We start from the raw sequence: 25,942 nt of genomic DNA, 5'->3' as shown, positions 1-25,942 counted from the left end.
ACCACCCGTCTTCGCCAGAACCTTCGTGATCGCCGCCGTCAGGGACGTCTTGCCATGATCCACATGGCCGATCGTCCCAATGTTGCAGTGCGGCTTGGTGCGCTCAAACTTCGCCTTGGCCATCGTCTGGTCCCGCTCCGAAAAAGATTTCAGCCCCGGAATCCACCTTGGCGGCGCGACCCGATGGCGAGCATCCCGCCTGGAGCGGGTGAGGGGAATCGAACCCCCGTAGCCAGCTTGGAAGGCTGGTGCTCTACCATTGAGCTACACCCGCGACGAGGCGGAAGCCTGATGGAAACAGGAGCGAGGAAGAACCCCGCCCGCTCAGCCAGGAGATATGGAGGGGGTTGGATTCGAACCAACGTAGGCGCAAGCCAACGGATTTACAGTCCGTCCCCTTTAGCCACTCGGGCACCCCTCCGCACATGGCGTGAGCGCGCGCCTTCAACCGTTTTTGCGCGCGCCTGTCAATGCATGGCTGCGAACCCTGTGCCTGCGACGGCGTTGCCGCCACCGGAACGGAAGGGAAGCAAGGCATGAGCGACACGCGGCGCGTGGCCCTGGTGACGGGTGGGGCGCATGGGATCGGGGCCGCGATCGCGCGCCGGCTGGCCGATGATGGCTGGCGCGTCGTCATCGCCGACCTCGACCGCGCCAAGCCGGATTTCGAGGCGCGGTGCGTGCAGTCCGACATCTCGGACGAGGATTCAGTGCGCGACCTCGTCGAAGATATCCGGCAGGGGGAAGGCCGGCTCGACGGGCTGGTCTGCAACGCGGGAATCATGGTGCGGAAGCCCCTGTGCGAGCTTTCCCTGGCCGACTGGTCGCGCGTCATCGGGACGAATCTGACCAGCACCTATCTGCTCGCCCGTGCCGCGGAGGAGATGCTTCGCACGGCGCGGGGCGCCATCGTCACCATCGCCTCCACCCGCGCCCGGCAATCCGAGCCGGACACGGAAAGCTACGCGGCCTCCAAGGGCGGGCTGGTCGCGCTCACCCATGCCCTAGCCATCTCGCTGGGGCCAGAGGTGCGGGCCAACTGCATCAGCCCGGGCTGGATCGACGTGGAGGGCGAGGAATTGCGCCCGGAGGACCATGCGCAGCACCCTGTCGGCCGGGTGGGCAGGCCCGAAGACATCTCCGCCCTCGCCGCCTGGCTGCTGGGGCCGGAGAGCGGATTCGTCACGGGCAGCGAGTTCGTCAGCGACGGCGGCATGACGCGGAAAATGATCTACGCCGAGTAGGATCGTTGCGCGCCCTTCCCGTCCTGATGCTGGCCACGGCCTGCGCGGCGACGCCGGACCTACCCGACTGCGGGCCCGAGGCGCGGCCCGGCCTGTTCCTCTACGACCGTGGCATCCACACCGAAATCAACCTGCCCGCCACCACCTTGTCCGGCCGCCCAGCCGCCCTGGCGCGCGGCGCGGCCGGGGTGCGGCTGGGCTTCGGCAAGCGCGGCTTCTTCGACCGGCCGGAAGGGCCGGGCATCGCCGCCTATGCCCTGGCCCCCCTGCCCGGCCCGGCCGTGCTCGAGGCGCTGCCCACTGCTGGCGCGCCCGACCCTGCCGTGTCCGCCCCGGTCATCGGCCTGCCCTTGCCGGATGCTGCAGGGCTGAACCGCTTCCTTGACCGCTCCATGCCGCCCGGACCGGTGCCGGAGGGGCGGTTCATCCCGGCTGCGTGGGGCTACAGCCTGGCCTATACCTGCAACACCTGGGTCGCGGAGGCGCTGGAGCAGAGCGGGCTGCCCATTTCGCCCCTGGGCGTATCACGCGCCGCGGGGGTGCTGCGCCAGGCGATCCGCGTGCCCGGCGCCTGCCGCGTCACGCCACCGGGCGCTCATCCGCAATGAGCTTGCCGTCGCGCGGCAGGGTGCCGGAAGGGACCACCCGCGCCGCGCCACGCAGCTTGGTCTCGGCCTGAAGCGTCGCCTCGAGCGCGGCCGCGTCGCCGCCCTCGGCCAGGAGCTCCATGGCATCCACCTCGCCCTCGCGGGAAACGACGAGACGCAGGCGCCCGGCCTCGGGATGGCGGCGGAGGATGGCGGCGACCTGCTCCGGGCGGACGAACATGCCCTTCACCTTGCAGCTCTGGTCGGCGCGGCCCATCCAGCCGCGCAGCCTCCCGCCGGGCATGAGCATGGACATGTCGCCCGGCGAGAAGCGGATCACCGGATGCGCCGAGTCGGGGATGGTGACGGCCACCTCGCCCACCTCGCCTTCGGGCAGGACCTCGTTCGTGCCGGGTCGCAGGATCTCCACGATGATGCCGGGGGCGAGGAGCATGCCCGGCGCGGCGTCGCGCGTCGTGTGGGCGACCAGGCCCAGCTCGGCCGTGCCATAGGCCTCGATGGCAAGGATGCCCTGCCCTGCCACCCATTCGCGCAGGCTGGGCGGGAAGGCGGCGCCGGTGACCACCGCCTTGCGGATGGAGGAGCCGGCCTCGCCCGCCGCTTCCAGCAGGATCTTCAGGAAGTCCGGCGTGCCGGCATAGGCGCTGGGGCGGTAGGCTCGGATGGCCTCCACGATGGCGGCGCTGTTGCCTGGGCCGGCCGGAATTACCGCCGCGCCACGCGAGCGCGCCGCCGCGTCCAGGATGAAGCCGCCGGGCGTCAGGTGGTAGCTCAGGCAGTTCAGGACCACATCGCCCTCGCCGATGCCGGCCTCGGCAAAGGCGGGGGCAAAGCGCAATGGATCGGGTTGTTCGCGGACGCCCTCGAAGATCGGCCCGGGCGAGGCGAAGAGACGGGCAAAGCCGGAAGCCGGCCCGGCCAGCCCGGCAAAGGGCGGTTCCGCCGCCTGCATCGCCGGAAGCTCCGACTTCCGCAGCACCGGCAGGGATTCGAGCAGTGAATCCGGCCCATGCCCGGCGAGGTGGCGCGCCCAGCCGGGCAGGTTCAGCGCGGCCTCCAGAGCCAGGCGCAGGTCGGTCATGGCGTCGGTTCCTCCCGCCACCATTGGACCAGAGGCCGCGGCGCGACGCTACGTCCGCCGGATGTTCCACATGGCGTAGATGGGCGCGATCACCCCCTCCAGCCCGCGCCGCCACGCGGTGGAGCCGAAATACTGCCCGGTGGGCAGGTAGGGCGCCTCCTCCATCACGAGGCGCTGGATGCGGCGGGCTGAGGCCTTCTGCGCCTCCAGATCCGGCGCGTCGAACCAGGAGAGCCGCGCCTCCTCCAGCGCCGGGATATCGGGCCAGCCGAACCAAGCGCCCTGCCCGTTGGCGCGGATATACTGCATGACGCCGGGATTGATACCGTCCAGGCCGTTCCAGGTGGTGTGGAACATGCTCCAGCCGCCCTGGCCCGGCGGCTCCCGACGGGAGCGGCGCTGCACAAGCGTGCCCCAGTCGCTCACCACGTAGTCGAGGTTGACGCCCAGGCGCTGGAACAGGTCGCGCTGCACCTCGGCCAGCGCCGAAAGCAGCGGATAGTCACCGGGGGCCAGCAGCACCACGCGCTCACCGTTGTAGCCAGCGTCGCGCAATTCGCGGCGGGAGCGTTCGATGTCGCGCGGGCCGGTGACCGCATCCAGCGCCTCGTTGTTCGCCAGCGGCGTTTCGGGGGTGAAGACCCCAACCCCGGCGCGCCACAGCTCCGAATCGGCCCCGGCGGCCGCGGTCATGAAATCCTCCTGGCTCATCGCGCGCAGGATGGCGCGGCGCACGGCCGGCTTGTCGAAGGGCGGGTGCATCGTGTTGAACACGCCCGTGCCGAAGGTGCCCAGCGGGCTGGCACGCTGCACATGCACGTCGCGGGCGCGACGCAGCACCGGCAGCAGGTCGTTGCCCGGATTTTCCCACCAATCCACCTCGCCCGAGCGCAGGGCCGCCATGGCCGTGCCGGGGTCGGGCATCGTCAGCCATTCGACGCGGTCCATGTGGACGCGCTTCGGACCCGCCGCCCAGTCGGGCGTTCCATTGGGGCGCGGGACGTAATCCGGGTTACGCTCGAAGGCGGCACGCGCCCCGGCGATGCGCTCACCGGGAAGGAAGCGGAAGGGGCCGGAGCCGACCGCCTCGGTGAGGGCGCGGTTCGGGTCGGTCGAGGCCAAGCGTTCCGGCATGATGAACAGGGCCGGCGGACCGAGCTTCGCCATCGCCTCCAGCATCGGGCCGAAGGGACGGTTGAGCTTGATGGAGAAGACGCGGTCACTCTCCTCTTTCATTTCGACGACGCGGCTCATCAGCACCTGGCCGATCGAGTCGCGCGCCGCCCAGCGGCGGATGGAGGCGATGCAATCGCGGCCGCGCACCGGCGCGCCATCGTGGAAGCGCAGCCCCTCGCGCAGGGTGAAGCGCCACAGCTTGCCATCATCCTCGACGACATGCCCCTCGGCCATCTGCGGCTGCGGGCGGAGGTTGCTGTCCAGCCCGTAGAGCTGGTCATAGACCATCAGCGCGAAGTGGCGGCTGATATAGGCCGTGGTGAAGACGGGATCGAGCACCGTTAGGTCGGCCTGCGGGACGTAGCGCAAGGTACGCGCGGCGGAATTTTGCGCGAAGGCGGGCGCAGCCAGCGGCAGCGCAAGAATTGCGCGGCGGGGCAAGCTCATGAGGCATGGCTCCTGGATCTGTTCGGCGCTTCCTCCGGCATGGGAACCTCCCTGCCCCGTCCTGGCAAGCCATTTCCGCCGCGTCGCCGCTGGCCTATTCCTAGGCGCATCGCATCGGGAGTCGCTCAATGAGCCGCAAGACCGTTCTCGCCGCCGCCCAGCTTGGCCCGATCCAACGCGCGGAAGGACGCGACGTGGCGGTGGGCCGGATGGTGCGGCTGATGGAGAAGGCGCACCGCATGGGAGCGGAGGTCGTGGTCTTCCCCGAACTCGCTCTCACCACCTTCTTCCCGCGCTGGTACGAGGAGGACCTGAACAAGGCCGATCACTGGTACGAGCATGCCCTGCCCTCCAACGAGACGGCGCCCCTGTTCGAGGCCGCGCGCAAGCTCGGCATCGGCTTCCACCTGGGCTACGCAGAGAAGACGCCGGACGGACGGCGCTTCAACACGGCCATCTATGTGCATCCCTCGGGCGAGGTCGCGCTGAAGTACCGCAAGGTGCATCTGCCCGGGCACAAGGAATACGACCCGGTGCGCAAGGTGCAGCATCTAGAGAAGCGCTATTTCGAGCCGGGCGATCTGGGCTTCCCGGTCGTGCGCGCGCCGGTGGGCGAGACAGAGGCCAATATCGGCCTGCTGATCTGCAACGACCGCCGCTGGCCGGAGGCTTGGCGCGTGCTGGGGCTGCAGCAGGTCGAGCTGGTGATGTTGGGCTACAACACCCCCTCCCTGAACATGGAGAATCGCGGATTCGAGGCGCATCACCTGCGCGTGGAGCACTCGCACCTCTCGGTCCGCGCCGGCTGCTACCAGAATGCGTGCTACGCCGTGGCCACCGCGAAGGCAGGGACGGAGGACGGGCACGAGTTGTTCGGCCACTCCATCATCGTGAACCCGCAGGGCGAGCTCCTGGCCCAGGCCACCAGCTGGGATGACGAGGTGATCGTGGCCGAGGCGGATTTCACGCGCTGCGAGTTGGGCCGCACCACCATCTTCGACTTCGCCCGCCACCGCCGCCCGGAGCATTACGGGCGCATCACCGAGCAGGTGGGCAGCGAGGCGCCGCCCCTCTGGAAGCCTGGTCAGTCCTCATAGGGGAAGCGCCCAAGCCAAAGCACGTCCTCGATGCGCCGCGCGCCGGCGGCCAGCATGGCCAGCCGGTCGAAGCCGAGCGCGATGCCGCTGCCCGAGGGCATCTGGCCCACGGCCTGGAGGAAGTCCTCGTCTACCGGCCAGGCGGCCTCGGCGCCATAGAGGCGTTCGCGCTCCGCCGTGTCATGGGCGAAGCGGGCGCGCTGCTCCGCCTCGTCGGTGAGTTCGTCGAAGGCGTTGGCGAGTTCGATGCCGGCGGCGAAGAGCTCGAAGCGCAGTGCCACGCGCGGGTCGGACGGGTCGCGTCGCGACAGGGCGGCCTGCGGTGCGGGCCAGTGGGTCAAGAAGGACGCCCGCTCCCGGCCCAGATGCGGCTCCACGTGATCGAGCAGGAGGCGGAAGAAGGTGTCCTCCCATGACTCCCCCTCCCGCGCGCCCAACGCCGCGGCGTCGCCCGTCCCGTCCGGGCGCAGGCTTGCGAGGAGGTCCACGCCGGCCCAGCGACCGAAGGCCTCGGCGCAGGTGATGCGCTCGAACGGGAGGGAGAGGTCCGTCTCCACGCCGCCGAAGGAGACGCGCGGCGCGCAGAGGTCGCGCAGCAGCGCTTCCGCCTCGTCCATCAGCCCGTCCAGGGGCAGGCCGGGGCGATACCATTCCAGCATGGTGAACTCCGGGGCGTGGCGGTCCCCCACCTCGCCATTGCGCCAGACCCGCGCCAGTTCGAAGACCGGCCCGGCCCCACCGGCCAGGAGGCGCTTCAGCGCCATCTCCGGCGAGGTGCGGAGCCACAGGCGCCGGCGCCGCCCCTGGCCCAGATGCGGCTCATACTCGCTGGGGAAGCCGCGCAGATGCACCTCCATCCCCGGCGCGGGGACGAGGCAGGGGGTTTCCACCTCGCGGTAGCCTCGCGCCCCGAACCAAGCGCGGGTGGCGGCGGTGAGCCGGGCGCGGGCTTCGAGGAAGGGCATGCGCGCCGCGAGGCGCTCGGGCGACCATTCGGGCATTGCGCCCGCGCCCCTAGCAGGGCATGGGCAGCGCCGCCATGGCCCCCCGCTCCCTCCGCACCGCCGAGGACCTCGCCGAAGCCGGACTGGTGCCGCCCGGTTCCGTGCCCGCCCTGCGCGACGTGTCCCACCGCTACTCCATTGCGCTGACGCCGCATGTCGCCACGCTGGCCGCGCATGAGCCGGCAGTGGCGCGGCAATACGTGCCTGACGCGGCGGAGCTAGTGACTGCCCCGCATGAGCTGGACGACCCGACGTCAGATGCGCCCTTCACCCCGGTGAAGGGGGTGGTGCGGCGCTACCCAGACCGGGCGTTGCTGAAGCCGCTTCTCGCCTGCCCGGTCTATTGCCGCTTCTGCTTCCGGCGTGAGGCGGTGGGGCCGGATGGCGGCCTGCTCTCTGAGGCGGAGCTGGAGGCGGCGCTGGACTGGTTCGCCGCGAACCCGGAGGTCAGGGAGGTCATCCTGACCGGCGGCGACCCGCTCATGCTCTCGCCCCGGCGGCTAGGGGGAATCCTGTCGCGCCTTGCCGCCCTGCCGCATGTCGAGACGCTGCGAATCCACTCGCGCGTCCCGGTGGCCGATCCGGGGCGCGTTTCCCCTGCCCTGCTGGCAGCGCTGACGCTGGAGAAGCCGCTCTACCTTTGCGTCCACGCCAATCACGCTTCCGAGTTCACGGAAGAGGCGGCAACCGCCCTGCGCGCATTGCATGGCACGGGCGCGGTGCTGCTAGGCCAGTCCGTGCTGCTGCGCGGCGTGAATGACAGCGAGACCGCGCTGGAAGCGCTGTTCCGCGCCATGCTGCGGAACCGGGTGAAGCCCTACTACCTGCACCAGCTGGACCCGGCCCCCGGCACCGCCCGCTTCCACGTTCCGGAGGAGGAAGGCTTGGCCCTGCTGCGCGCCCTGCGCGGCCGCGTCACCGGACTGGCTTGGCCGAGCTATGTGCGCGAGGCACCGGAGGGTCGCGGGAAGTTTCCCCTAGGCATGAGGGGGTTTGACAAATCCGCGGATGCGGGTAGAACCCCGCCCCACGGATGGGCGCATAGCTCAGTTGGTAGAGCAGCTGACTCTTAATCAGCGGGTCCTAGGTTCGAGCCCTAGTGCGCCCACCATCCAAATCAAAGACTTAGACGGCTTCAGAGGTCGTCCTCACGGCAACGAACCGGACAATGACCGGACATGCGAGCCGGAAAGGCATGCTGCTCGCTGCGCCCGTCGACCGGCCATCACCTCTCGCGGCGCGCTTTGATTGTTCCAAACAATCAAAAAAGGGTCCGAAATCTGCGCGTGACGCCCCGTGCGGTGCCATCGCCAAATGCCTGTGGACCTTTTCGCCCTCCCCCCCGACGGCGGGCCAGGAAGGTCAATGTGCATCAAGTTAGCGATCGGAAGCTTCAGTTTTCCGTGCCTCCCAACATCTGCGCCGACGCGTTGATGCGCCTCTTCCAGGCTGGACAGGGGCGAGGTTTCGATAATCAATCACTCCTTCGCGCACGCCGTGGCCGCACGGCGACAAGGCCCGCCAAGCCCATCCCCAGCAGCACGAGCGAGGCCGGAGCGGGTACGGCGACGGCGACGGCGACGGCGGCCAAGGCTTTCGGGCCATTGCCGTTGCCGTTGCCGTTCCGCACATGGGTTGCGGTAAGGTAGCCGGTGAACTCGCATCCGCCCTGCGTCCAGCAGACGCCGCCCCGGTCGGTGTGGAAGACACCCGTCACGCTGCCATCGGCAGCGAAGGTCATGTGGGTGTCAGATTCCTGATTGTTGATGTACATGGACCCAGTAGGGAATAGCTTGCCGGGCGAACTCTTCAGGTCGAGGTCGTAGTAGTACATCCCATACGGAGAACCGGGCAGCGTGAAGAGGCTCATGTTGCCGTCGACCGCCCAGCCTCCGTGGTAGTAGCTGGTGAACTGAATATCGACCAGACCCTTCGACACGTTGAGGTGCGAGTACTGCGTGTGCAGGCCGATCTCTCGTGACCCTCGGACGAAATTGTCCGCGAGGCGGAAGGAGCCGACGGTGTTGATCGTCTCGGGACCCAGCGGCCACGGTGGATCACCCACCCCGGGAAATTCGCCTCCCCCCCATGGGGTGCCGTACCAAGCCGAGGTCTGGGTGAAGCTGAAGATCCAGTCGGCCCGAGCGGCGGCTGGTGTCAGCACCCCGATTGCAGCGAGACATGCTGCCGCAAAACTCCTCAGAGGGAAGCGCATAGGGGTTCTTTCCTCGCAGATGCCCCGGAATGATCCCTAAGCATCTGCGTCGCTTCAAACGATTAACGATGCATCAGCATTAAAGCTTATCAATTTATCCGCCTAAGGGCGAAACGTTGCCCGTGAGCGAGACAAAGTCACGCCTCTCTGTTCGGATTTGTGGCCGAAGTTCAAGACATTAGCGGCTCTTCGTCCGGCTCCCCGTCGCACACAGGATAGACCAGCGGCTCTGCTGGGTAGTGAACGAGATGCACCTCGTGGGATCAGGACCGGCAATGACAAGGACTGCATACTATTAGAGCTTGCTTTACCTGTTCGCGCCGTGACGACACAGCCGCGGTCCAACACTTGCGCCGAAATTTACATCACGACGCTTGCACACTCGCCCGCACCCAATGGTAGCGTCGCCCCGTAAAAAAGGACGGGAGGCAAGCCGTGCCAACAAGATCTATTCGCGCGCTGCTGGGCGCTGCGGCGCTTGTGCTCGCCGCTGGGACAGCCGAGGCCGCGCCAACTGCGCCCTATTACCAGATTACGATGAGCGCCAATTACACGGTCAGCCTCGCGGCTGACCCGACGGTCCAGGCGACGCGCTCCATTCAGCTGGTCCTGGACGTGTCCGTGCAAGCCTATAACCAGGGCTACAGCTTCAGCCTGACCAACCTGAGCACGCCGGGCGGCTATTCCGAGCAGACGACCGGGCTGCTGGGGCTGCGGGTTATGGGCGAGACGGGCATTGCCGTCGCCCCGCCGGAATTTGGCCCTGTGGCGCCCGCGCTGGCGCTGGATTTGTCCGAGTTCCGCCTGTTCGACTTCGACACCACCAAGACCTTCAGCTTCACGGCGGGGGCCAAGAGTTTGCCCTCGGGAAGCCTGCATTTCAACGACAGCACGGACAAGTATTTCACCTTCAACATCGCCGCCAACGGGCAGTTCACGGGCGCGCGGATCATTCATCCGCACAGCGGGTTGCCGGGGGTGTTGTGCAACGGAAGCTTTGATGCCTGCTACTTCAGCGGCGCTGTCTCGCCCGCAGTCCTAATCACGCCTGCGGGGCCTGTGCCTGTTCCAGCGCCGACCGGCTTCGCCTTCCTGGCGCTCGGCATGGTCGGCCTCGGGATCGTGCGGCGCGGTCAGGCCGGCAGCCCTCCGGCCAACCCCGCCCCGGACAGAGCGCGGTGATATGGGCTGGATCCAGCCAACGACCCGCCTCAGCGGCTGACGCGCAACTGTTTCTGCAGAGAGATGCCCTATCCGAAGAGTTCGTCGGCGATACGGGTGGGGGCGTAGAAGGCGATGCCCTCGTCACGATAGTGTGGCAGGTTGGCGCGCACGCTGGCGGCTTCCACCTCGGACGAGGTGAACAGGTGTCCACCGGCCTGCGTGTGGAAGAAGCGGTAGATCGCCACGAGACCTTCGCCAGGAGTGGCGGACATGTGGAAGCCCACGCCCTCGTCGCGATAATGGGGCAGGTTGGCTCGTACGCTCGTGGCTTCCACCGCCGAGGTGGTGAACAAGTGACCGCCCGCCTGGGTGTGGAAGAAGCGGTAGACAGGCACGGCGTTGGGAAAGCCCTGGTCTGCCGTGAGAAACGCAACACCCTCCTCGCGATAGTGGGGGAGGTTGGCCCTTACGCTGGCCGCTTCAACAGCCGAGGTGGTGAAGAGATGTCCGCCCGCCTGGGTGTGGAAGAAGCGAAAGGTCGGAACGTTCCCGAACTGCAGGTTCTCGACGTCCGGGGCAATGAGGTTGGTGCCGTCGCGCGCTGCGTTACTGTCCTGCACCACGCGCCAACCATCGTCTCGCGTCGTGATGGAGTATTCGCTGCGCGGGCCCCGGAACAGCGCGGTGTCAATGCCGGATCCACCAATGAACGTGTCGTTGCCAGCCAAGCCAGCGAAGCGGTCGTTGCCCTCAAACCCGTTCACGGTGTCGTCGAACGGCGTGCCCCGCAGTCGGTCGGGATCTGGTGTGCCAACCACGCCGATGGGGTTGAACGACGCGAGGCCGGATGGAAAGGAACTCAGCGATCCCGGCAAGAGATCCTTGAACAGCGTCGTGCCCGCGGTGGTGCCATCGCTGACCCAAAGTTCACGGCCGTTCGCGTTGTCGCTGGCAGAGAACAGGAAACGTCCATCGGCTAAGGGGGTGAAGTCGAGCGGGTTGGAGCTTCCGGCGCCCACCGCGATGTCCTTCAGAAGCCTTGTGCCAGCTGAAGTGCCGTCCGTGATCCAAGGCTCTCTGTCTGCAAATACACTGGATGAGGCCGAGAATACGATCGTGCCATTGCCGAGAGGCGTGAATTCGAAGGGTGTGGAATCAGCCGTTCCGACAGCGATGTCCTTCAGCAGCACGGTTCCGCCACTGGTTCCATCACTGGTCCAGGGTTCGGAGCCGGCATCCCCAGTTGCTGCGCGAAACACGAACCGGCCATTGCCGATCGGCGTGAAATTGATGGCAAACGAACTGCTGGGTCCTGGAAACAGATCCTTCAGCAGGATCGTTCCGGCGAACGTGCCATCGGTCATCCACGGCTCGGCTCCTGTTACGCCATCGTCAGCCCTGAATACGACCTTCCCGTTGCCTAGGTCCGTAAAGCCCGCGAGACCGCTGCCCACCGCGCCTGGCCGGATATCCCGGAGAAGAACCGTGCCCGATGACGTGCCGTCAGTGACCCAAAGCTCCGTCCCTGACGTACCGTCGTTCGCACTGAACACCACCTTTCCGTTGCCCAGTGGAGTGAACTCAGTCGGTGAGCTGCCGCCCGCGGAGGGCCCGATGTCCTTCAGTAGCACGGTGCCAGCGGTCGTCCCGTCGGTGACCCAAAGCTCCTGCCCTTCGCCCGGTGTTCTGGCGCTGAAGACAGCCTTGCCATTGCCCAAGGATGTGAAGCCGCTCGGTGAGCTGCCTGTGCCTCCTGGCCAGATGTCCCGAAGCAAAACCGTTCCGGCTGCGGTGCCATCCGTGATCCAGAGCTCCTCTCCAAAAAAGGCGCTGTCGATCGCAGTGAACAAAAATTTCCCGTTACCAAGGGGCGTAAAGTTCGCAGGAAAACTGCTGCCCGACGCGAGATCTTTGAGGAGGGTCGTCCCTGCTTCTTTGCCGTCGGTGACCCACACTTCAAATCCAGCTTCGCCATTGTCTGCGGCGAACAGGAACCGGCGATCGTCGAGCTGGGTAAAACCATGGGGGAGTGAGCTAGGTGGCCCTGGCCAGATATCCCTGATGAGCCTCGTGCCCTCGGCAGTGCCATCAGTGATCCACAACTCCTGCCCGTTGGCTTCGGAGCCCTGCGCGGAGAAAATGATACGTGCCATACCGCCCTCGCTCATTTCAGTCTGAGCTTCTGTGGCCCAGATGCTTCAAACCATTCCACGGCACGATTTCGATTTCCAAGATCTTACGGTTAAAAAGTCTTCATGCAGCTAGTTTGGACTCTGTTGGGCAGAAAGTATTTCCAATGCGACCCCTTTGTCCGTCGGATTTCTACCCCAGCGAGTTTTCGTGGTCGGCACGCACGCTATACTTCGGCGGGCCTCGTATCTCCCGCCGTCCGCGCCGCAGCCGCGCAAAGCCGAAGGTCACGACGGCTGGCCCCTGGCGCACGTCCACGAGCCCAAGGGTGTCCTGCGCTCCTGTGGTCTAGGTCTGACACTCATCGCAGCCAGATCCCTGCCACGCGCGCGTGATTTCCTGGCTGGTCCTTCATGCCGTCTCGCCCCGACGCCGGGCTGCTCGGACCCAATTAATCTCGGCCTGTGGCCGCAGGAAGTGCGCCGCGACAAGAGGATCCGCCATGGCCGCCTCCACCGCGGCCTTGTGCACCGCTTCGCGCAGAGCGGGCGGCAGCGCGGCGCTTTCCCAGCGACCGGCCTCGGGTCTCTCGCGTCCACATTCCGAGCTTGAATTATCCTCGGGCGAGCGCGCCAAGCTATTCTCAAACGGGCACTTAGCTCCAAATTAGGCACGGATTATTCGGACCTTGGCCGGCTCGATCAGTGACGGGTAGTTAGGATGCTTGCCCATCCGAATGTGAAATCCGCTTTTCTCAGTCAGAAAAGCCGCCTCCTCAAGCGTAGCAGCGAAGGTCGCATTCTCCGGCTGCTTGCGCTCTTTGCTGCTGAAGTGCGGAGCCGCGAGAACATATCCCCGCGGGCTGAGATACGCCTCGTCGACTTTTGCTCTAGCCGGCCGGAGTTCGATCCGTTCGATACGGACGCAACGTGCTATCTCTCGTTCCCACGTAACTATCTTCGGCTCTCGTACTTACTCCCGACTTCGGCTCCCCGCACCGGTGACCACTATGGTCCGTTAGACCCTGGTGCCGAGGCCTGTCAGGACCCTTAACCCTCGTCCACAGCCAAGCTCGGCTGGTCAGCCAGGACCGTGAGCGCGAAGGCAATGCGGTTGAGCGGGAGGATCAGGTCGGCGTGGCCGATATCCACCGCGGCCCGTGGCATGTCGGGCGCCTCGGCCGTGGTCTCGTCCTGGGCAATGGCAGCCCCGCCCGCGCGCACGATGGCCTCCATGCCCCGCGCGCCGTCGCGGCCCAGGCCGGTCAGCACCACCGCAATTGCCCGCGCGCCGAGGGTCTCGGCCATGCTGCGGAACAGCGCATCGGCCGAAGGGCGGCAGAAGTTCACCGGTGCGGAGGACGAGAGCCCGAACCGGCCATCGGCGCGGACCAGCAGGTGCCGGTCGGGCGGCGCGACGTACACACCCCCCGGCAACGGGCGCCCCCCCTCCACCGCAGACTTCACCCGCAGGGTGGTCCGGCGCGCCAGGATCTCGGGCAATATGCTCGGCGCCCCGCGGCGCAGGTGCTGCACGATCAGGACCGGGAGCGGGAAGTCGGTCGGGAGGGCTTTCAGGACGAGCGTCAAGGCCTGGATGCCGCCGAGCGAGGCGGCGATGCCAACGACCCGGTGGCTCCCGCCCGCGGCATTGTCCGCGCCGAGGGGAACACCTTCCGTTTCGTCGTCCCTCGGCAACCGCGTGTTCATGTGCGCGCTTACGTACATAGCACGCGGCCGGCGCGCCACCTACCCTATCGCCGGCCAGGACGGTATCCCGCGGCCCGGCACGGGCGAGGATCGCCGCAGCCCAGGAGGGCCAACTCCATGCCTCCGCCGCCACCGGACGAAGCCAGGGTGCTGGGCGGTCGGCCATCCCAGCCAGGGACCACCGAGACCGACAACCGCCTGCTCGCGGCGCTGCCGCGCGAGGAGTTGGACCGCCTGCGACCTGCGCTGGAGACGGTGCATCTCGGGCTTAAGGAGGAGTTCTACGCGGAGGGCAAACCCCTCGAACACGTCTGGTTCCCGCACCGCGGCGTGGCCTCGCTCCTGAACCGGGTGCCGGAGGGGCGGGCGGTGGAGTTCGCCACGACAGGCAACGAGGGCTTCATTGGGGTGCAGGTGCTGCTCGGGGCTGAAAGCATGCCGAGCATGGCCTTCGCCCAAATCCCGGTGACCGCCTCCCGCATGGAGGCCGGGGCCTTCCGCGCGGCGCTCGGGGTGAACCCGTCCTTCCATGCCCTGCTGCTGCGCTACACGATGGCGCTGCTGAACCAGGTCGCGCAGAACGCCGCCTGCAACCGCGCCCACCCCATCGAGGAGCGCTGTGCGCGTTGGCTGCTGATGACCCACGACCGGGTGAACGGCGACCGGCACTTTCCGCTCACCCAGGAGTTCCTTGCGCAGATGCTGGGCGTCAGGCGCGCCAGCGTCTCGGTCGCGGAGGCGATGCTGCAGAAGGCCGGGCTGATCCGCTACACCCGCGGGACCATGACCGTCCTCGACCGCGAGGGCTTGGAGGCTGCCTCCTGCCCCTGCTACGGCGTGCTCCGCGCCGAGTTCGACCGGCTGCTGCCCTGAGGGCGCGACATCCTGGCCGAGCCAGTGACCCGCCGCCGGCCCGGAACTGGTTCGGTGCCCGCTTGGCTGTGGTGCAGGCAAGGATGCAGGAACCATGTCGGATCGAAGAGACGAGGAGCGGGCGGGTCGCGCGGCGGAAGACGCGGAGGACTGGCGGCGACGCTCCGAGGGCCGGCGTCATCGCAGCAAGGAGAGGCGCGAGACCGCCGAGGACCGGCGCGAGGCGGCGGAGGTCCGTCGGGCGGAGGCGGAGGAAGAGCGGAGTGCCGCAGAAGGCGATCGCCAGATCGCCGAGGAGATGCGGGCGACGGCCGAGGAGGTGCGGGCTGCCCGCGAGGAGGCCCGCGAGTTCGCCGAAGAGGCACGGATTGCCCGTGACGAGACCCACAGGCTCGCCGAGGAGGTCCGCCGCCTTGCGGAGCGGGCGCGCGTGGAGGCGGAAGGTGAACGGGCCGCAGCCGATGAGCAGCGGCAGGTGACCGCCGAGACGCGCGACAGCACCGATCCGGGCGGTTAGGGCTTTCGGTCAAGGATCCGCACCGGCAGAAGCAGGGTTGGGCGCTGCCTCCTGCTGCCGAACCGTCAAGCCTGGTGAGAACGACCTTGCACCGGATAAGCCCCGGACCCTTAGCGGCGTGCTTTTCCTTTGGTGATCTCGCGTTCGATCACGGCACGGTCGGTCGTTCCCGACCGCTTCATGATCTCCCGCACGATCGCAGCAGAAATCCTGTGTCGCTTCGCGATCTGAGCGACATCTTCATTGACCTGCGCGTCGGATTTCGGCGCTGCGTCGGCTACGGGGGTTGCCATGGGGAACTCCATCTGGGGGTTGTGATACGATCTGCTACTTGCGGCGCGCCTGGCGAGCGGCATAGCGAGCGTCGCGCTTCGCCTTCTGCTCGGCGGCAAGGGTCAAAGCCGCCTGGGCCGCGTCGCGCTCAGCCTCGGCCTGCCGCTCGGTCTCTTCCGCAGCGAGGCGTGCCTCTTCGGCCTGGCGGGCGGCTTGCTCGGCCTCCAGACGCCGGGCTTCCGTGGCGATGGCCTCTGCCCGCGCCTCGGCCTCAGCACGACGCTGGGCGCGGTGGCCCTCGCGTATCTCGGCGGCGGCGCGCTGTGCGGCGAGCCGCTCCTGCACGATGGGATCGTCCACGCGCGGCTGCGCGCGGAAGCGATCAATCATCGCCTTGCGGGCGAGATCAGCCGCTTCGCGTCTCGCGTTGAAGTCATCGCGCTTGGTTCCGTGCATCATGCCTTGGTGTTGTCCTTCGCTGGTGAATGAGGCCGGGCCGCCCAGGTCATCCGAGGATGTCGAGGACGATCTGCCGGATCTCGGCGGGCGAGAGCCCGGTGCCGGGGCGCAGAACAGTCGGCGCTGCGGGGCTGGTGCCGCTATGCGCGGGCAATCCGCGCGGAGCGTTCTTGATGGTCATACTCGTCTTCTTTTCTTCTTGGCAGGGCTGCTCCGGGGAACGGCCCTGCATCCATTTGACAGGGCCTGGCGCGGTGCGCTGGCCGCTGCCGAAAAGCCCTCAGGCCTTGCGCAGATTGGTAGCGGACATCTTGCCCTGCTGACCGCGCTGGATCTCGTATTCGATCTTGTCCCCCTCCTGCGGCGCGTCGATGCCGGCGCGCTGAAGGTCGGAGATGTGGAGGAAAACGTCCTTCGTGCCGTCTTCGGGCTGAATGAAGCCGTATCCCTTCGTGGTGTTGAACCACTTGATGGTGCCAGTGGACATGTTTGTTCCATGTGCGCGAGAGGTCGCGGCCGCACCGGATGATGCGTCCGATCAATCTTCTGCTGGGAATGGGCGGGCCCGGCGCTCGATCAGGAGCCGTGAGAGCGCACGAAAACCAAGAAAAGCTGATGCCTCATATATAGGGCATCGCGCCGTAGAATATAAGAGCCCATCCGGAAAGGAATTGAATCGTCTGAATCGGATGTGATTCGCTGGTCCTGCGGACGATCGCGGGAGCAGACGGATGGCGTGGACGGTGGAGCATCGGCGTGCGGCGGATCGGCGCGGGCTGCGGTACCCGTCTGACCTGACGGACGCGGAGTGGGCGCTGGTGGCGCCGCTGATCCGTCCCGCGAAGCATGGCGGCAGGCCGCGCAGGGTGGACGTGCGCGAGGTGCTGAACGCGGTGTTCTATGTGCTCTCGACCGGCTGCCAATGGAGCGCACTGCCGAAGGACCTGCCGCCGAAGAGCACGGTGTGGGACTACTTCTCGCGCTGGGAATGGGAAGGGACCATCGAGCGCCTGCACCACGTGCTCTACGTCGCGGTGCGCGAGCAGGCGGGCCGCGAGGCCAGCCCGACAACCGCGATCATCGACAGCCAGACGGCGAAGGCGGCGCAAAAAGGGGCTCCACGCTTGATCCGTCCGGCTACGACGCGGGCAAGAAGGTCGTCGGCCGCAAGCGCCACCTGCTGACTGATACGCTAGGCTTGCTGCTCGGTGTGGTCGTTCACCCAGCCAGCGTGCAAGACCGCGACGGCGCCGAGCCGCTGCTGCGGCAAGCGCGCAGGTTGTTTCCGTTCATCGAGCGCATCATCGGTGATGCGGGCTATGGGGGACCAAGAATGGCTGCCGCCGTCGCCCGCACCGGCAGGTGGAGGCTGGAGATCGTCCGCCGCTGCGACAGGCACAAATTCGTCGTGCTGCCGAAGCGCTGGATCGTGGAGCGCAGCATCGGCTGGATCAGCCGCAACCGGCGTCTGGCCCGCGATTTCGAGCGGCACTGCCGCATCGCCGCCGCCTTCGTGCGCATGGCCATGATCCGTCTCATGCTGCGGCGTCTGGCCCCAAGGCCCTCAGCGTGAAAGCAAATTTCCCGGATGGGCTGTAAGACTTAAAATATCTCAGTCCGAGTCAACTTCGAGCGGCTGTGTGCCGAGTGTGCTCACGTTTTCTGCCATGTTGGTCATGTCCTCAGGCGCGTCCGTCCCGTCATGGCCACAGGGACCAACCTGTCCTGAGCCAGATCTGGCGGCGCATCCTTCAGACGCAGCCCCGAAGGATCACTGCTAACCCCGCCTGGCCCCGAGCAGCTGCTCGAACTGGCGGCGGACTGTCGCGTAGCACTCGCAAGCTGCCGCCTCGAGCCCCTCGCGATCGGTGATCACCATCCGGCCCTGGCCGTAGCGGATCAACCCCGCCTGCTGGAACAGACGCGCAGCCACGGTGACGCCTGGGCGATGGACGCACAGCATCATCGCCAGGAACTCCTGCGTCATCGGGAACTCGTCGCCCTCGGCTCGGTCATGCGCCATCAACAGCCAACGCGCGAGGCGCTGATCCAGGGCGTGATTGCCATTGCAGGCGGCGGTCTGCGCGACTTGCTGCTGAAAGGCGAGGGTGTAGCGCAGGAGAAGCGACCTCAGGGTCGGGCACGCCTCCAGGGCTTCGCGAAAGGCGGGTGCGCTCAATCGAAGCAGCCTTCCAGGTGCCTGGATCATGGCCTCGAAGACGCTGCGGTCGCTGTCGAGCAGAAGCGGCAGCCCAACCATGCCCTCGGAGCCCACCTGGCCGACCTCAGCCGCTTTGCCATCCTCGAGCAGAGCCAGCATCGAGACCGCGCCGGATTCCAGAAAATGGACTGCCGTAATCGGCTGGTCTGGCGCCATCAGGATCTGCTTGGCCTCTGCACTGACCGGCTCAAGCTGTGGCCAGATCCGGGCCAGTTCCTCCTTCGGCAGAGCCGAGAGCAGGCGATTGCGGGGCGAGGGAGCGGGTGCTTGCTGGTCGGCCAAGGAAGCCTCCTGAGCGACTGGTGTGGGCGGGAGCACTCCTCTATCAGCCGCCTGCGCCGGAGGGCTCGGCAGGCGATGGCCCGGCATGTGGGACAGGGCGCACCTGCAAACAACCGGGCCCGTTCTGGTCCCTCCAGATTTGGTTGCGGCGGCGCAGGGGCGCCAGACCCCGAGGGATGAGGTGAGCTTTGCCTGTCGCACCACTCCCCGCCATGGCTTCGTATGATTTCGGACAGCCCACCTCTTCCTGGGCCGGTATGGGCCGTTTTTGGAAGAAGCGAGACCTCGGCACATGTCATCCTCGCCAGCAGGCGATTCTGGCCGCGCTGGCCCCAAGTCAGATGCACTCCGGGACCGCGAACCTTCTTCCAAGCGCTGTCTGGACGGGCCGGCGGAAGCGTCCGCTCTCGCCAGAGCGGAACGACGCATTCGGGAGCTTGAAGCGGAGAACCAGGCGCTTCGGGCCGAAGCGGAGCGTCTTCACCACCTCCTCGATAGCGTAGCCCTATATGCGATTGTCACCCTCGACCTCGAAGGGCGGGTCACGGGCTGGAACGAGGGAGCTCACGCCATCCTCGGCTACGAGCATGGCGAGATCCTGGGCCGCTCGGGCGAGGTGTTCTTTCCCGCCGAAGACCGTGCCGAGGGCGCCTTCGTGAAGGAGCTGTGCCGCGCCATGAACGAGGGCCACGCACCCAATGAGCGATGGCACCTCCGGCGGGACGGCAGCCGCTTCTGGGCAAGCGGCCTCACCATGCCGTTGCTGAGGGAAGACGGCGAGCCGGAGGGCTTCGTCAGCATCATGCGGGACAACACTGCTGGCCGAGCCGAGGAGGAGCGCCGGGCGCTGATGCTGGCTGAGATGGTCCACCGCATGAAGAACGTTCTCGCCACGGTGCAAGCCATTGCGGGCCAGACGCTACGCCGCAGCGACGTCCCTCCGGAAGTCCAGGATGCACTCGAGGAGCGGCTCATGGCCCTGGCGGCCGCGCATGACCTGCTGACGCGTGGTGGAGGCGAAGGCGCAGCCCTGGCCGAGGTCGTGCGACGCGCCCTTACTTCCTTCAGCGGAACGGGCCGGGTGAGAGCGGGCGGCGCCCCGGTCTGGGTGGCGGCGGATGCGGTGGAGATGCTCAACCTGGCATTCCACGAGCTGGCCACCAATGCTGCGAAATATGGCGCCTTGTCCGTGCCGGACGGCCATGTCGAGGTGTCGTGGAGCTTGCGGCGCTTCGGGAAGAGCAAACGTCTGGTGGAAATCTCCTGGCGAGAGCGCGGCGGCCCGCCCGTCGTCCCACCCGCTCATCAGGGCTTCGGCACACGATTGCTGGAGCGCGGGCTGGCGCAAAAGGTCGATGGTACGGTGAAGCTCTCTTTCCTCCAGGAAGGCTTGGAGTGCCAAATCTGCCTGCCAGTCCTGGCCGGCGGAAGCTGAGACCGGGCCAAGTCCTGCTGGCGATGTAGGAGCGCTTCGGGTGGTCCTTGTCGCTTAAAATCCTGCTCGCCCCGCGGATCCGGCTTTCGGGGGCAGGACCAACCCACGTCACCTTGCAGATAGTAGCAGACCGAGTCGGCACAGTTCGCGCTGGCAACACTCGCCGCGCCCCCACGACAGCGATCACATTCCAAACCTTCCAACACCCCGAAAGGTCGGTGTTTTTTACAGTCCACAAAATGATACCATGCCCAGAAAGTTAAGTGTTTGAAAGATCGAACGAATATTCCTGGGCATGGTTCTTGCGTCTGGACGAGTGGAGGCGATCGTTCCTCCGATTAAGTTGCATGTAGGAGGGCAAAAAATGCGGAAGTTTCTTCTGGCGACAGTGGCGCTAGCAGGTACCACGCTAGCAACCTCTGGCGCCCAGGCTGAGCTGATCCTGACGGCCAATGTCGGTGGCACGGTCTTCAGCTGCGCCGACCAAGCCGCCTGCGACACCAACGGAGCGGTCGGGGTTCTCGGGATCGGGACCACCTCCACCCCCCAAATCATCAACGGCGTCAGCGTCTTTGGGTCGCTCAGCACCGCGACAGGCGTCCCTGGAAACCCGGGCTCAGGCACCGACAGCCTCAACAGCAGTTCGCTGCAGGTCATCAACAACACCGGCGTCAGCCAGACCATCAACGTCTCGGTGGGAGCAACCGACTACCTGAACGGCGGCCCACTGGCTTTCCTCTCCGGTTCCGGAACGATGCAGAACAATGCCGGGGAGTCGATCACGCTGAGCTACTACGCCGACGATGCGAACAACCAGGGTGGCCAGACACCCAATGATCGGCCCGGCACCCTGCTCTTCACCGACACTTTCAGTGCGCCGACAGGCGCCCCGTTCAGCTTCTCTTTGAACCAGTCGGCTGCGACCAGCCTGACATCTCCCTACTCTCTGACGCTTGGGTTCGATTTCACGCTGGATCCGGGCGGCCAGCTGCTCAGCCGCGGCCAGGCCCTCACCATCCCCGTTCCTGAGCCGGCGAGCCTCGCGCTCCTCAGCGCTGGGCTGCTCGGCCTGGGCCTGGTGCGCCGTCGCAGGGCGGCCGCATGAGGCATTGACGAGGCGCTTCCAGGCGGAAGCGCCTCACGCGCTCCGGCGGGATCATCCTGCCGGAGCGCAGCACATCCCGTGTCTTCCGCACGCGCATGAGGTCGTGGTCCAGCCTGCTATCGCAGACACCGTGACTGCGTCGTGAGGCGCCGACGGACTGTCTGAACGCGGCACCCTCGCCACTGTGAGGAGCGGAGGGGTTGGTCTTAAGGCGTCGAATGCGACGGCAAGTGCCACAAATCCCTTCGTTCGGACGCTGCGCCCGCGAACCTATCCAGCGCGGCGATCACCGCCTCTGCCGCTTGATACTCCGCCCCGCCGGTCGGAGCTTCGGCTAGTACTCGGATCATCGCGCGGCGGAGAGATGGCGGCGATGGCCACGAGCAGGCATGACCAAGGGCCAGTGGAAGAACAAGGCTTGTCGAGGCGCAGGACGCCTTCTTCCCCGACTTGGCAGGGCGCCGGGCGATCCTTTCTCGGCCGCTCACCCGCCGTCTGCTTTTCGAAGCCCGAGCTCCTGCAGGGTGCGGCGCATTTCCTCGAGAAGCCCGCGCTGCTGCTCAGCCGCAACACGCTCGGCTTCGGCCTCAGCCCGGAGCTTCTCGGCCTCGGCGCGGATCTCCTCGGCCAGCTGCCGGATCTCTTCGGTCATCCGGCGCCCTTCCTCGCGGGCCTGGCGCACCTCTTCGCGAGCCGCCCGAACCTCCTCGGCGACCGCTCGCGTCTCTTCCGCAGCGGCGCGGGTGGTTTCGGCCAATTCGCGCAGATCCTCCTGGGTCTGACGATCCTCCTCGCCCAGCACCCGCCGCTCCTCTCCGGCGACACGACCCGCCTCAGCCGCCGCCTGTCGCCGGGAGGCGTCCTCGCGCCGGGCCTCCGCGGCCTCGCGTCGCGCCTCGGCCTCCTGCCGGCGGGTTTCCGGGTCGCTGTGCTTTGGGCCCATCCCAGGCTTCTGTTCCGACACAGGCTCACTCCCATTCATCCAGCTACCACGCCCGATCAGGCACTGGTCCGACTGCGCCAGACGTTGATCGCTCTCGGCAAGGAGGCGCCGGCTCGCCGTGACGCGCGCCTGGACCCGCCCAAGTAAAGCGCGAACAGCGGCCAACTTGGCAGCGATATCGTCGGGGGCTGGCATGGATGGTTCGCTACGGCTTTCAATCGGACAGATAACTCCCCAGCCACCGGATCAGTCTTCGTGAAAGGACGGCCGGCCTCGTCTGAACACCGAAGCACCCTCCAACGCGGCGGCGTTTCGTCGTTTCAGGGCCCGGCGCAGCGTAGCTGGCGTTTGATGCGCAGATGCTCGCGCATGACCTCCACGGTTCTCAGGAGGGTCCTAAGCGTCACCCAGGCCGCCTAAGCAGCTTTCGGGAAATCGTCCGGATTCAACCCCTCGAAAAGGGCGCGCTGGCGTGCCGCGCTTCTCGACCTCACGGAGATGTCGCTCGGCCCTGGCCGGACGATCCTCCTGCACCACCCAGCCTCCTCCGCAAGGCAATGCCCGAGCACTGCAAGGGAGGCCGGAAAAACCTTCGCCAATTCACTGCGCTCGGGCAAGCGTCAAAGCTGAACACCCTTCGGCACCTCGCGCGCTCGGATGAGCGACGGAAAGCCCACCGCCACGGCACCCTAGGCATCGGCAGGACCGCGCACTTTCCACTGGCCGCCGCCTCCCGATCCCTGCAGACCTATCCGATGGCTCCGTTGCGACTGGCGAACGAGGCCGCAGGTTTCTCAACCTGCCCGCGCATAGACCTCTTACGCACCCATCAGCCGCGCCAGCCGGCTGCCATGGCCGATGACGGCGCCAAGCGAGCCCGCATTGCGCCGGTCCGCCAGCGCCGCCGCCGCGGCAGTCAGCCGGCCTTCCCGCAGCCTCGCGAAGGCGTCGCCAACCGCAACGGCGAAGTGCAGCATGATGCTGGCATCGCGATAGCAGTCGGTGGTGCAGGCCTGGCAGCCATCGCGCACCATCTTCTCTCGTGTGAACTCCCAGACCGGAGCGATAGGTTCCTTCCAGTCCTCGCAGCGCCAGAGGTCGTAGTTCCAGTCGAGATAGAAGTACTTGTAGCCCGCGTGGCAGACGAAACGCTCGTTTTGGCCGGAGAGGCGACGGCGCATGTCGGCGATGCCGGCGCGCGGATTGTGCACGGGGATGATCTCGCGTGCTGCCTCCGCACCGTCGAAGGCGGCCAGCAATTCGGGCACGCCCATGTCTACGAGATCGCTGTCCTCCGACCAGACCAGTGAGTTGGAGCCGAGCGCGGCGCGCCGCGGGTAGGAGAAGGTGATGGCCGAGAAGCCGAGTTCCTTCACGAAGCGCGCCAGCGCCCGGTAGTCGGTGACCAGCCGCGTCATGGCAACGGAGGCGATGGTGGTGACGCCGCGCGAAGCAAGGCCGGCATTGGCCTCACGGATCCGCGCGCAGACGCCCTTCAGGCCGCGATTGGCCTCGTGCACCTCGGCCTCGGCCGCGTCGATCGAGATGAACAACGTGGTAATGCCTGCATCGGCCAGTGCCTGCACCTTGGGCGGCAGCAGCCAACCATTGGTCACCAGCGTGGGCTGCACGCCCATCGCGGCCGCGGTGCGGATCATGTCGAGGATGCGCGGGTGCAGCAGCGGCTCGCCGCCCATGAAGGTGGCGAAGCGCACCCCGGCTTCCTGCTTCAAACGCGTCAGCGCGTCGGCGAAGCGGTCCGCATCCAGCCAGGCGCGGTGCGTCACGAAGCCCTTGTCATGCGCGAAATTGCAGAAGTCGCAGGTCGCGTTGCACATGTTGGTGACGGAGACGTTGCAGATCGCCGGACCACCACGCGGCACGAGCCGCATCAGGTCCATCACTCCTGGTCCCTTGCCCATGCCTACCTCCGATTGTCCGTTGCGATTTGCAGGGAAGTATTCTCCGCGCGCTGCCAGGCTAGCAGCCCCGGCAGGCTGAGGCACACCTCGCGCGTCCGGCGCACCAGCGCCACCGCCAGCGCGGGCGCCGCAGCGACGCCGACCAGCGCGGCGGCGCCGATGATGGCCCCTTCCTGCACGGCCAGCGCGCCCGGCAGCATGAAGCCGACATTGCGCAAGGCCTGGGCGAGGCTCTCGATCACCAGCGCATCGGCAAGCGACACTTCGACGCCGAGCAGCCAGAGCACGCCCTTGATCTCCAGCGCGCCGATCACCCAGGCGGCGCCGTGCCACAGCGTGGCGGCGGCCAGCCGCGGCCAGTCGGCGTGGAGACGCAGGATGGCTTGCTGCAGGTCGCGCACCCAGTCCGGGCGCAGCGCGGGCCAGCGCCGTGCGAGCCGCGCGAGACCGCGCTCCAGCAGCGCGAGCGGCAGGCGCCGCTGCACCAGGATCATCGCCCCCGCACCGCCGGCCGCGATGAACAGGCCGGCCGCGGCAAAGCCCAGCAGCCCCGCTGCATCGGCACCCACCAGCAGCAGGGCGACGCCGGCAAGCGTGAAGAAGAGCTGGGAGACTGCCTCGAGCGTCAGGTCCACGGTCGCGGTGGCGCCGGCCCTGTCGCCCGGCACGCCGCGTCGCGCCAGAAGCCGCGCCGCCGCCGCTTGGCCGATGATGGCGCCCGCGGGCAACAGGGCATTGGCGGATTCACGGTACCACCGCAGCAGCCCCATGGTGCCGAGGTCGGGTCGCTCCGCCGGCGGCAGCAGGGCGCGCCAGGCGGCGGCAGTCAGCAGGATCTGCGGGATATGCACCGCGGCGGATAGGCCGACGGCGGCCGGCAATTCCGCCAGGATCCGGCCAAGGCCTGGCAGCTCGCCGTAGTTCAGGGCTAGTGCGGCGCCGAGTGCCAGTGCCCCGAAAATGAGCCCGTTCAGGACGCCGCGCCGCCACCACGGCGCTTGGGCGAACTCGGCCCCTCCGGTCTGCGCCGCGCCATCTGCGGCGGGCGTCAACCCGGCGCGGTACGCCCCCCTTGCCTGCTCCTCGGCCAAGCCGCACCTCCGCCATCCGCGTCGCACCCGAGTGGCGCAAGCAAGTCCAAACCATTCATCCGGATGGGTGGGAATGGCGCAAGGGGCTAACGGCCGAGGCTTCGGCTACGACCCACGAAACCGGCCACGCCCGCGAAAGGGTGAGCAAGCTCCAAACCCAGCCTGTCCACTAGCCGGCGGCATTCGATCGAATGGAAAAAGGCCCCCGCCAAGTTTGTCAAACCAAAAGGCGGGGGCCAGTGGAGAGCGCCCTGCCTAGTCAGGGCAATCGACGACGGCTGGGAGGCCGGCGCGCCGTCTCAATAAGACAAACAAGCGAGCATGGCAATGGTTGCATGAATCGGTTTACATGCAACCTGTCTACTTAGGGACGATGCGTCCTGCTCCGATCGCTTGTGATGGCTTGGTAGCAACCGCGGCATTGGCGCGAGGCGCCGATCGAGGCCACGCGTCAGGCAACAGGCCGCGCTGGTGCAGCGGGCCGCTCAGCGCAGATTTCCGGTCTTCAGCAATACGTCGCCACGCGTCTGAAGACGCCGCTCAGACTGTCGCAGACAAGCCAGCAGCATGACGGTGCCAAGCGCATCAAGTCGGTACCCATTGAAGGGGCTCCCCCGAGCCGTAGCGTAGAGACCAGTGTCACCCTCGGTGAGGTGGATCCCAGCGCTTCGGCAGCGGCAGCGCGGACGGTCCTTGCCCCCTATTCGATCAGCGCTAGGTCATCCGCCATGTAATCGGAAAATTCATGCGGAAGCGGCCCTGGCTCGTGAGAGCCAAGTCCGCCCAGTTTCACACCGTTAGAGAATGCGGCATACGCTTTCAGGCAGCGACCTGACGCCGGACCGCCGCGAGGCCGAACAGGCCAAGACCCAGCAGGGCGAGGCCAGCCGGCGCCGGCACGGCGACCTCGGAGGCGCTCGCATTGCCGCTGACGCTCGCCGTGAAG

25 protein-coding genes, 3 tRNA genes and 1 pseudogene are annotated in these 25,942 nt (G+C 67.0%); 11 read left to right on the top strand and 18 right to left on the bottom strand.

Features of this window, described 5'->3' with window-relative positions; translation table 11 throughout:
- From JTJ31_RS23400 to JTJ31_RS23390, 3 genes are all read right to left on the bottom strand, one after another.
- A partial coding sequence (locus JTJ31_RS23400; RefSeq protein WP_236020360.1) for a GTP-binding protein occupies positions 1–123 on the bottom strand: 123 nt, incomplete at its 3' end.
- Between the two features lie 77 nt (positions 124–200).
- Positions 201–274: transfer RNA gene (locus JTJ31_RS23395), tRNA-Gly, on the bottom strand.
- A gap of 64 nt (positions 275–338) precedes the next feature.
- Positions 339–421 (bottom strand) — tRNA-Tyr (locus JTJ31_RS23390).
- 115 nt (positions 422–536) lie between these two features.
- Between JTJ31_RS23390 and JTJ31_RS23385 the strand changes: the two genes are divergently transcribed.
- Both JTJ31_RS23385 and JTJ31_RS23380 read left to right on the top strand, forming a co-directional pair.
- Entirely contained in the window at positions 537–1,244 is a 708-nt protein-coding gene (locus tag JTJ31_RS23385) for an SDR family oxidoreductase (protein WP_207541154.1), read from the top strand.
- Positions 1,245–1,249: 5 nt separating this feature from the next.
- Entirely contained in the window at positions 1,250–1,852 is a 603-nt protein-coding gene (locus JTJ31_RS23380) for a DUF2459 domain-containing protein (protein WP_207541153.1), read from the top strand.
- Here the strand turns inward: JTJ31_RS23380 and JTJ31_RS23375 are convergent.
- Both JTJ31_RS23375 and JTJ31_RS23370 read right to left on the bottom strand, forming a co-directional pair.
- A complete protein-coding gene (locus JTJ31_RS23375) occupies positions 1,824–2,933 on the bottom strand; it encodes a phenylacetate--CoA ligase family protein (RefSeq protein WP_207541152.1) in 1,110 nt (369 codons plus the stop codon). The two genes, JTJ31_RS23380 and JTJ31_RS23375, sit on opposite strands and share 29 nt — an antisense overlap.
- A gap of 48 nt (positions 2,934–2,981) precedes the next feature.
- Positions 2,982–4,556 carry an ABC transporter substrate-binding protein gene (locus JTJ31_RS23370; protein WP_207541151.1) on the bottom strand — a complete coding sequence of 525 codons (1,575 nt, stop codon included), beginning with the start codon at positions 4,554–4,556 and terminating at the stop codon, positions 2,982–2,984.
- Between the two features lie 128 nt (positions 4,557–4,684).
- On the opposite strand from JTJ31_RS23370, the gene JTJ31_RS23365 reads away from it, so the two are divergent.
- A complete protein-coding gene (locus tag JTJ31_RS23365) occupies positions 4,685–5,653 on the top strand; it encodes an N-carbamoyl-D-amino-acid hydrolase (RefSeq protein ID WP_207541150.1) in 969 nt (322 codons plus the stop codon).
- Here JTJ31_RS23365 and epmA read toward each other — a convergent pair.
- On the bottom strand, positions 5,641–6,654 hold the full coding sequence (gene epmA / locus JTJ31_RS23360) for an EF-P lysine aminoacylase EpmA (protein WP_207541149.1): 1,014 nt from the start codon (positions 6,652–6,654) through the stop codon (positions 5,641–5,643). The genes JTJ31_RS23365 and epmA overlap by 13 nt on opposite strands.
- A gap of 38 nt (positions 6,655–6,692) precedes the next feature.
- Between epmA and JTJ31_RS23355 the strand changes: the two genes are divergently transcribed.
- Together JTJ31_RS23355 and JTJ31_RS23350 are read left to right on the top strand one after the other, a co-directional pair.
- Positions 6,693–7,730, top strand: coding sequence for a lysine-2,3-aminomutase-like protein (locus JTJ31_RS23355; protein ID WP_207541157.1), 1,038 nt, complete (start codon positions 6,693–6,695; stop codon positions 7,728–7,730).
- A tRNA-Lys gene (locus JTJ31_RS23350) sits at positions 7,693–7,768 on the top strand. The genes JTJ31_RS23355 and JTJ31_RS23350 overlap by 38 nt, the downstream gene beginning before the upstream one ends.
- A 363-nt stretch (positions 7,769–8,131) precedes the next feature.
- Here the strand turns inward: JTJ31_RS23350 and JTJ31_RS23345 are convergent.
- Positions 8,132–8,872 carry a PEP-CTERM sorting domain-containing protein gene (locus JTJ31_RS23345; protein ID WP_207541148.1) on the bottom strand — a complete coding sequence of 247 codons (741 nt, stop codon included), beginning with the start codon at positions 8,870–8,872 and terminating at the stop codon, positions 8,132–8,134.
- Between the two features lie 435 nt (positions 8,873–9,307).
- Between JTJ31_RS23345 and JTJ31_RS23340 the strand changes: the two genes are divergently transcribed.
- The gene (locus JTJ31_RS23340; RefSeq protein WP_207541147.1) at positions 9,308–10,054 is read left to right on the top strand and encodes a hypothetical protein; all 747 of its coding nucleotides are present in this window, start codon (positions 9,308–9,310) and stop codon (positions 10,052–10,054) included.
- Between the two features lie 68 nt (positions 10,055–10,122).
- Here JTJ31_RS23340 and JTJ31_RS23335 read toward each other — a convergent pair whose 3' ends face one another.
- Both JTJ31_RS23335 and JTJ31_RS23330 read right to left on the bottom strand, forming a co-directional pair.
- Positions 10,123–12,189, bottom strand: coding sequence for an ELWxxDGT repeat protein (locus JTJ31_RS23335; protein ID WP_207541146.1), 2,067 nt, complete (start codon positions 12,187–12,189; stop codon positions 10,123–10,125).
- A 1,026-nt stretch (positions 12,190–13,215) separates the two neighbouring features.
- Entirely contained in the window at positions 13,216–13,875 is a 660-nt protein-coding gene (locus tag JTJ31_RS23330; RefSeq protein ID WP_207541145.1) for a chemotaxis protein CheB, read from the bottom strand.
- Between the two features lie 117 nt (positions 13,876–13,992).
- On the opposite strand from JTJ31_RS23330, the gene JTJ31_RS23325 reads away from it, so the two are divergent.
- Together JTJ31_RS23325 and JTJ31_RS23320 are read left to right on the top strand one after the other, a co-directional pair.
- The gene (locus JTJ31_RS23325; protein WP_207541144.1) at positions 13,993–14,748 is read left to right on the top strand and encodes a Crp/Fnr family transcriptional regulator; all 756 of its coding nucleotides are present in this window, start codon (positions 13,993–13,995) and stop codon (positions 14,746–14,748) included.
- 94 nt (positions 14,749–14,842) lie between these two features.
- Positions 14,843–15,265: a hypothetical protein gene (locus JTJ31_RS23320; protein WP_207541143.1), complete on the top strand. Its 423-nt coding sequence runs from the start codon at positions 14,843–14,845 to the stop codon at positions 15,263–15,265.
- Between the two features lie 110 nt (positions 15,266–15,375).
- Here the strand turns inward: JTJ31_RS23320 and JTJ31_RS23315 are convergent, their stop codons facing one another.
- From JTJ31_RS23315 to JTJ31_RS23305, 4 genes are all read right to left on the bottom strand, one after another.
- Positions 15,376–15,558, bottom strand: a complete 183-nt coding sequence (locus JTJ31_RS23315; RefSeq protein WP_207541142.1) for a hypothetical protein — start codon at positions 15,556–15,558, stop codon at positions 15,376–15,378.
- A 34-nt stretch (positions 15,559–15,592) separates the two neighbouring features.
- Complete coding sequence (locus JTJ31_RS23310) at positions 15,593–15,997, bottom strand: DUF6481 family protein (protein ID WP_236020578.1); 405 nt, start codon at positions 15,995–15,997, stop codon at positions 15,593–15,595.
- 46 nt (positions 15,998–16,043) lie between these two features.
- On the bottom strand, positions 16,044–16,178 hold the full coding sequence (locus tag JTJ31_RS25115) for a hypothetical protein (protein ID WP_268957135.1): 135 nt from the start codon (positions 16,176–16,178) through the stop codon (positions 16,044–16,046).
- A 99-nt stretch (positions 16,179–16,277) separates the two neighbouring features.
- Entirely contained in the window at positions 16,278–16,484 is a 207-nt protein-coding gene (locus tag JTJ31_RS23305) for a cold-shock protein (RefSeq protein ID WP_207541141.1), read from the bottom strand.
- Between the two features lie 244 nt (positions 16,485–16,728).
- On the opposite strand from JTJ31_RS23305, the pseudogene JTJ31_RS23300 reads away from it, so the two are divergent.
- Positions 16,729–17,570: pseudogene (locus JTJ31_RS23300) on the top strand (IS5 family transposase).
- A 204-nt stretch (positions 17,571–17,774) separates the two neighbouring features.
- On the opposite strand, the gene JTJ31_RS23295 reads toward JTJ31_RS23300, so the two are convergent.
- Positions 17,775–18,500: a Crp/Fnr family transcriptional regulator gene (locus tag JTJ31_RS23295; protein ID WP_236020577.1), complete on the bottom strand. Its 726-nt coding sequence runs from the start codon at positions 18,498–18,500 to the stop codon at positions 17,775–17,777.
- Between the two features lie 292 nt (positions 18,501–18,792).
- On the opposite strand from JTJ31_RS23295, the gene JTJ31_RS23290 reads away from it, so the two are divergent.
- Together JTJ31_RS23290 and JTJ31_RS24880 are read left to right on the top strand one after the other, a co-directional pair.
- Entirely contained in the window at positions 18,793–19,935 is a 1,143-nt protein-coding gene (locus tag JTJ31_RS23290) for an HWE histidine kinase domain-containing protein (protein WP_207541139.1), read from the top strand.
- Positions 19,936–20,299: 364 nt separating this feature from the next.
- Positions 20,300–21,040, top strand: a complete 741-nt coding sequence (locus tag JTJ31_RS24880; protein ID WP_236020576.1) for a PEP-CTERM sorting domain-containing protein — start codon at positions 20,300–20,302, stop codon at positions 21,038–21,040.
- Between the two features lie 484 nt (positions 21,041–21,524).
- On the opposite strand, the gene JTJ31_RS23280 is transcribed toward JTJ31_RS24880, so the two are convergent.
- The 4 genes from JTJ31_RS23280 to JTJ31_RS25475 all read right to left on the bottom strand — a co-directional run bounded on the left by JTJ31_RS23280 (position 21,525) and on the right by JTJ31_RS25475 (position 25,896).
- On the bottom strand, positions 21,525–21,983 hold the full coding sequence (locus JTJ31_RS23280) for a hypothetical protein (RefSeq protein WP_207541138.1): 459 nt from the start codon (positions 21,981–21,983) through the stop codon (positions 21,525–21,527).
- A gap of 818 nt (positions 21,984–22,801) precedes the next feature.
- Positions 22,802–23,905, bottom strand: coding sequence for a radical SAM protein (locus tag JTJ31_RS23275; RefSeq protein WP_207541137.1), 1,104 nt, complete (start codon positions 23,903–23,905; stop codon positions 22,802–22,804).
- Positions 23,906–23,907: 2 nt separating this feature from the next.
- A complete protein-coding gene (locus JTJ31_RS23270) occupies positions 23,908–24,996 on the bottom strand; it encodes a lysylphosphatidylglycerol synthase domain-containing protein (RefSeq protein ID WP_207541136.1) in 1,089 nt (362 codons plus the stop codon).
- 819 nt (positions 24,997–25,815) lie between these two features.
- The gene (locus JTJ31_RS25475) at positions 25,816–25,896 is read right to left on the bottom strand and encodes a PEP-CTERM sorting domain-containing protein (RefSeq protein WP_408015441.1); all 81 of its coding nucleotides are present in this window, start codon (positions 25,894–25,896) and stop codon (positions 25,816–25,818) included.
- Between the last annotated feature and the right edge of the window lie 46 nt (positions 25,897–25,942).

Source organism: Sabulicella rubraurantiaca, assembly GCF_017355885.1.
GTDB lineage: Bacteria > Pseudomonadota > Alphaproteobacteria > Acetobacterales > Acetobacteraceae > Roseococcus > Roseococcus rubraurantiacus.
This window is presented reverse-complemented; position numbering and strand designations above follow the sequence as displayed.

Excerpts from the sequence above, each read along its gene's own strand:
- JTJ31_RS23385 (WP_207541154.1), top strand. The coding sequence starts at position 537 with ATGAGCGACACGCGGCGCGTGGCCCTGGTGACGGGTGGGGCGCATGGG.
- JTJ31_RS23375 (WP_207541152.1), bottom strand. The coding sequence starts at position 2,933 with ATGACCGACCTGCGCCTGGCTCTGGAGGCCGCGCTGAACCTGCCCGGC.
- JTJ31_RS23370 (WP_207541151.1), bottom strand. The coding sequence starts at position 4,556 with ATGAGCTTGCCCCGCCGCGCAATTCTTGCGCTGCCGCTGGCTGCGCCC.
- JTJ31_RS23365 (WP_207541150.1), top strand. The coding sequence starts at position 4,685 with ATGAGCCGCAAGACCGTTCTCGCCGCCGCCCAGCTTGGCCCGATCCAA.
- epmA (WP_207541149.1), bottom strand. The coding sequence starts at position 6,654 with ATGCCCGAATGGTCGCCCGAGCGCCTCGCGGCGCGCATGCCCTTCCTC.
- JTJ31_RS23355 (WP_207541157.1), top strand. The coding sequence starts at position 6,693 with ATGGCCCCCCGCTCCCTCCGCACCGCCGAGGACCTCGCCGAAGCCGGA.
- JTJ31_RS23345 (WP_207541148.1), bottom strand. The coding sequence starts at position 8,872 with ATGCGCTTCCCTCTGAGGAGTTTTGCGGCAGCATGTCTCGCTGCAATC.
- JTJ31_RS23335 (WP_207541146.1), bottom strand. The coding sequence starts at position 12,189 with ATGGCACGTATCATTTTCTCCGCGCAGGGCTCCGAAGCCAACGGGCAG.
- JTJ31_RS23330 (WP_207541145.1), bottom strand. The coding sequence starts at position 13,875 with ATGAACACGCGGTTGCCGAGGGACGACGAAACGGAAGGTGTTCCCCTC.
- JTJ31_RS23325 (WP_207541144.1), top strand. The coding sequence starts at position 13,993 with ATGCCTCCGCCGCCACCGGACGAAGCCAGGGTGCTGGGCGGTCGGCCA.
- JTJ31_RS23320 (WP_207541143.1), top strand. The coding sequence starts at position 14,843 with ATGTCGGATCGAAGAGACGAGGAGCGGGCGGGTCGCGCGGCGGAAGAC.
- JTJ31_RS23315 (WP_207541142.1), bottom strand. The coding sequence starts at position 15,558 with ATGGCAACCCCCGTAGCCGACGCAGCGCCGAAATCCGACGCGCAGGTC.
- JTJ31_RS23310 (WP_236020578.1), bottom strand. The coding sequence starts at position 15,997 with ATGATGCACGGAACCAAGCGCGATGACTTCAACGCGAGACGCGAAGCG.
- JTJ31_RS25115 (WP_268957135.1), bottom strand. The coding sequence starts at position 16,178 with ATGACCATCAAGAACGCTCCGCGCGGATTGCCCGCGCATAGCGGCACC.
- JTJ31_RS23305 (WP_207541141.1), bottom strand. The coding sequence starts at position 16,484 with ATGTCCACTGGCACCATCAAGTGGTTCAACACCACGAAGGGATACGGC.
- JTJ31_RS23290 (WP_207541139.1), top strand. The coding sequence starts at position 18,793 with ATGTCATCCTCGCCAGCAGGCGATTCTGGCCGCGCTGGCCCCAAGTCA.
- JTJ31_RS24880 (WP_236020576.1), top strand. The coding sequence starts at position 20,300 with ATGCGGAAGTTTCTTCTGGCGACAGTGGCGCTAGCAGGTACCACGCTA.
- JTJ31_RS23280 (WP_207541138.1), bottom strand. The coding sequence starts at position 21,983 with ATGGGCCCAAAGCACAGCGACCCGGAAACCCGCCGGCAGGAGGCCGAG.
- JTJ31_RS23275 (WP_207541137.1), bottom strand. The coding sequence starts at position 23,905 with ATGGGCAAGGGACCAGGAGTGATGGACCTGATGCGGCTCGTGCCGCGT.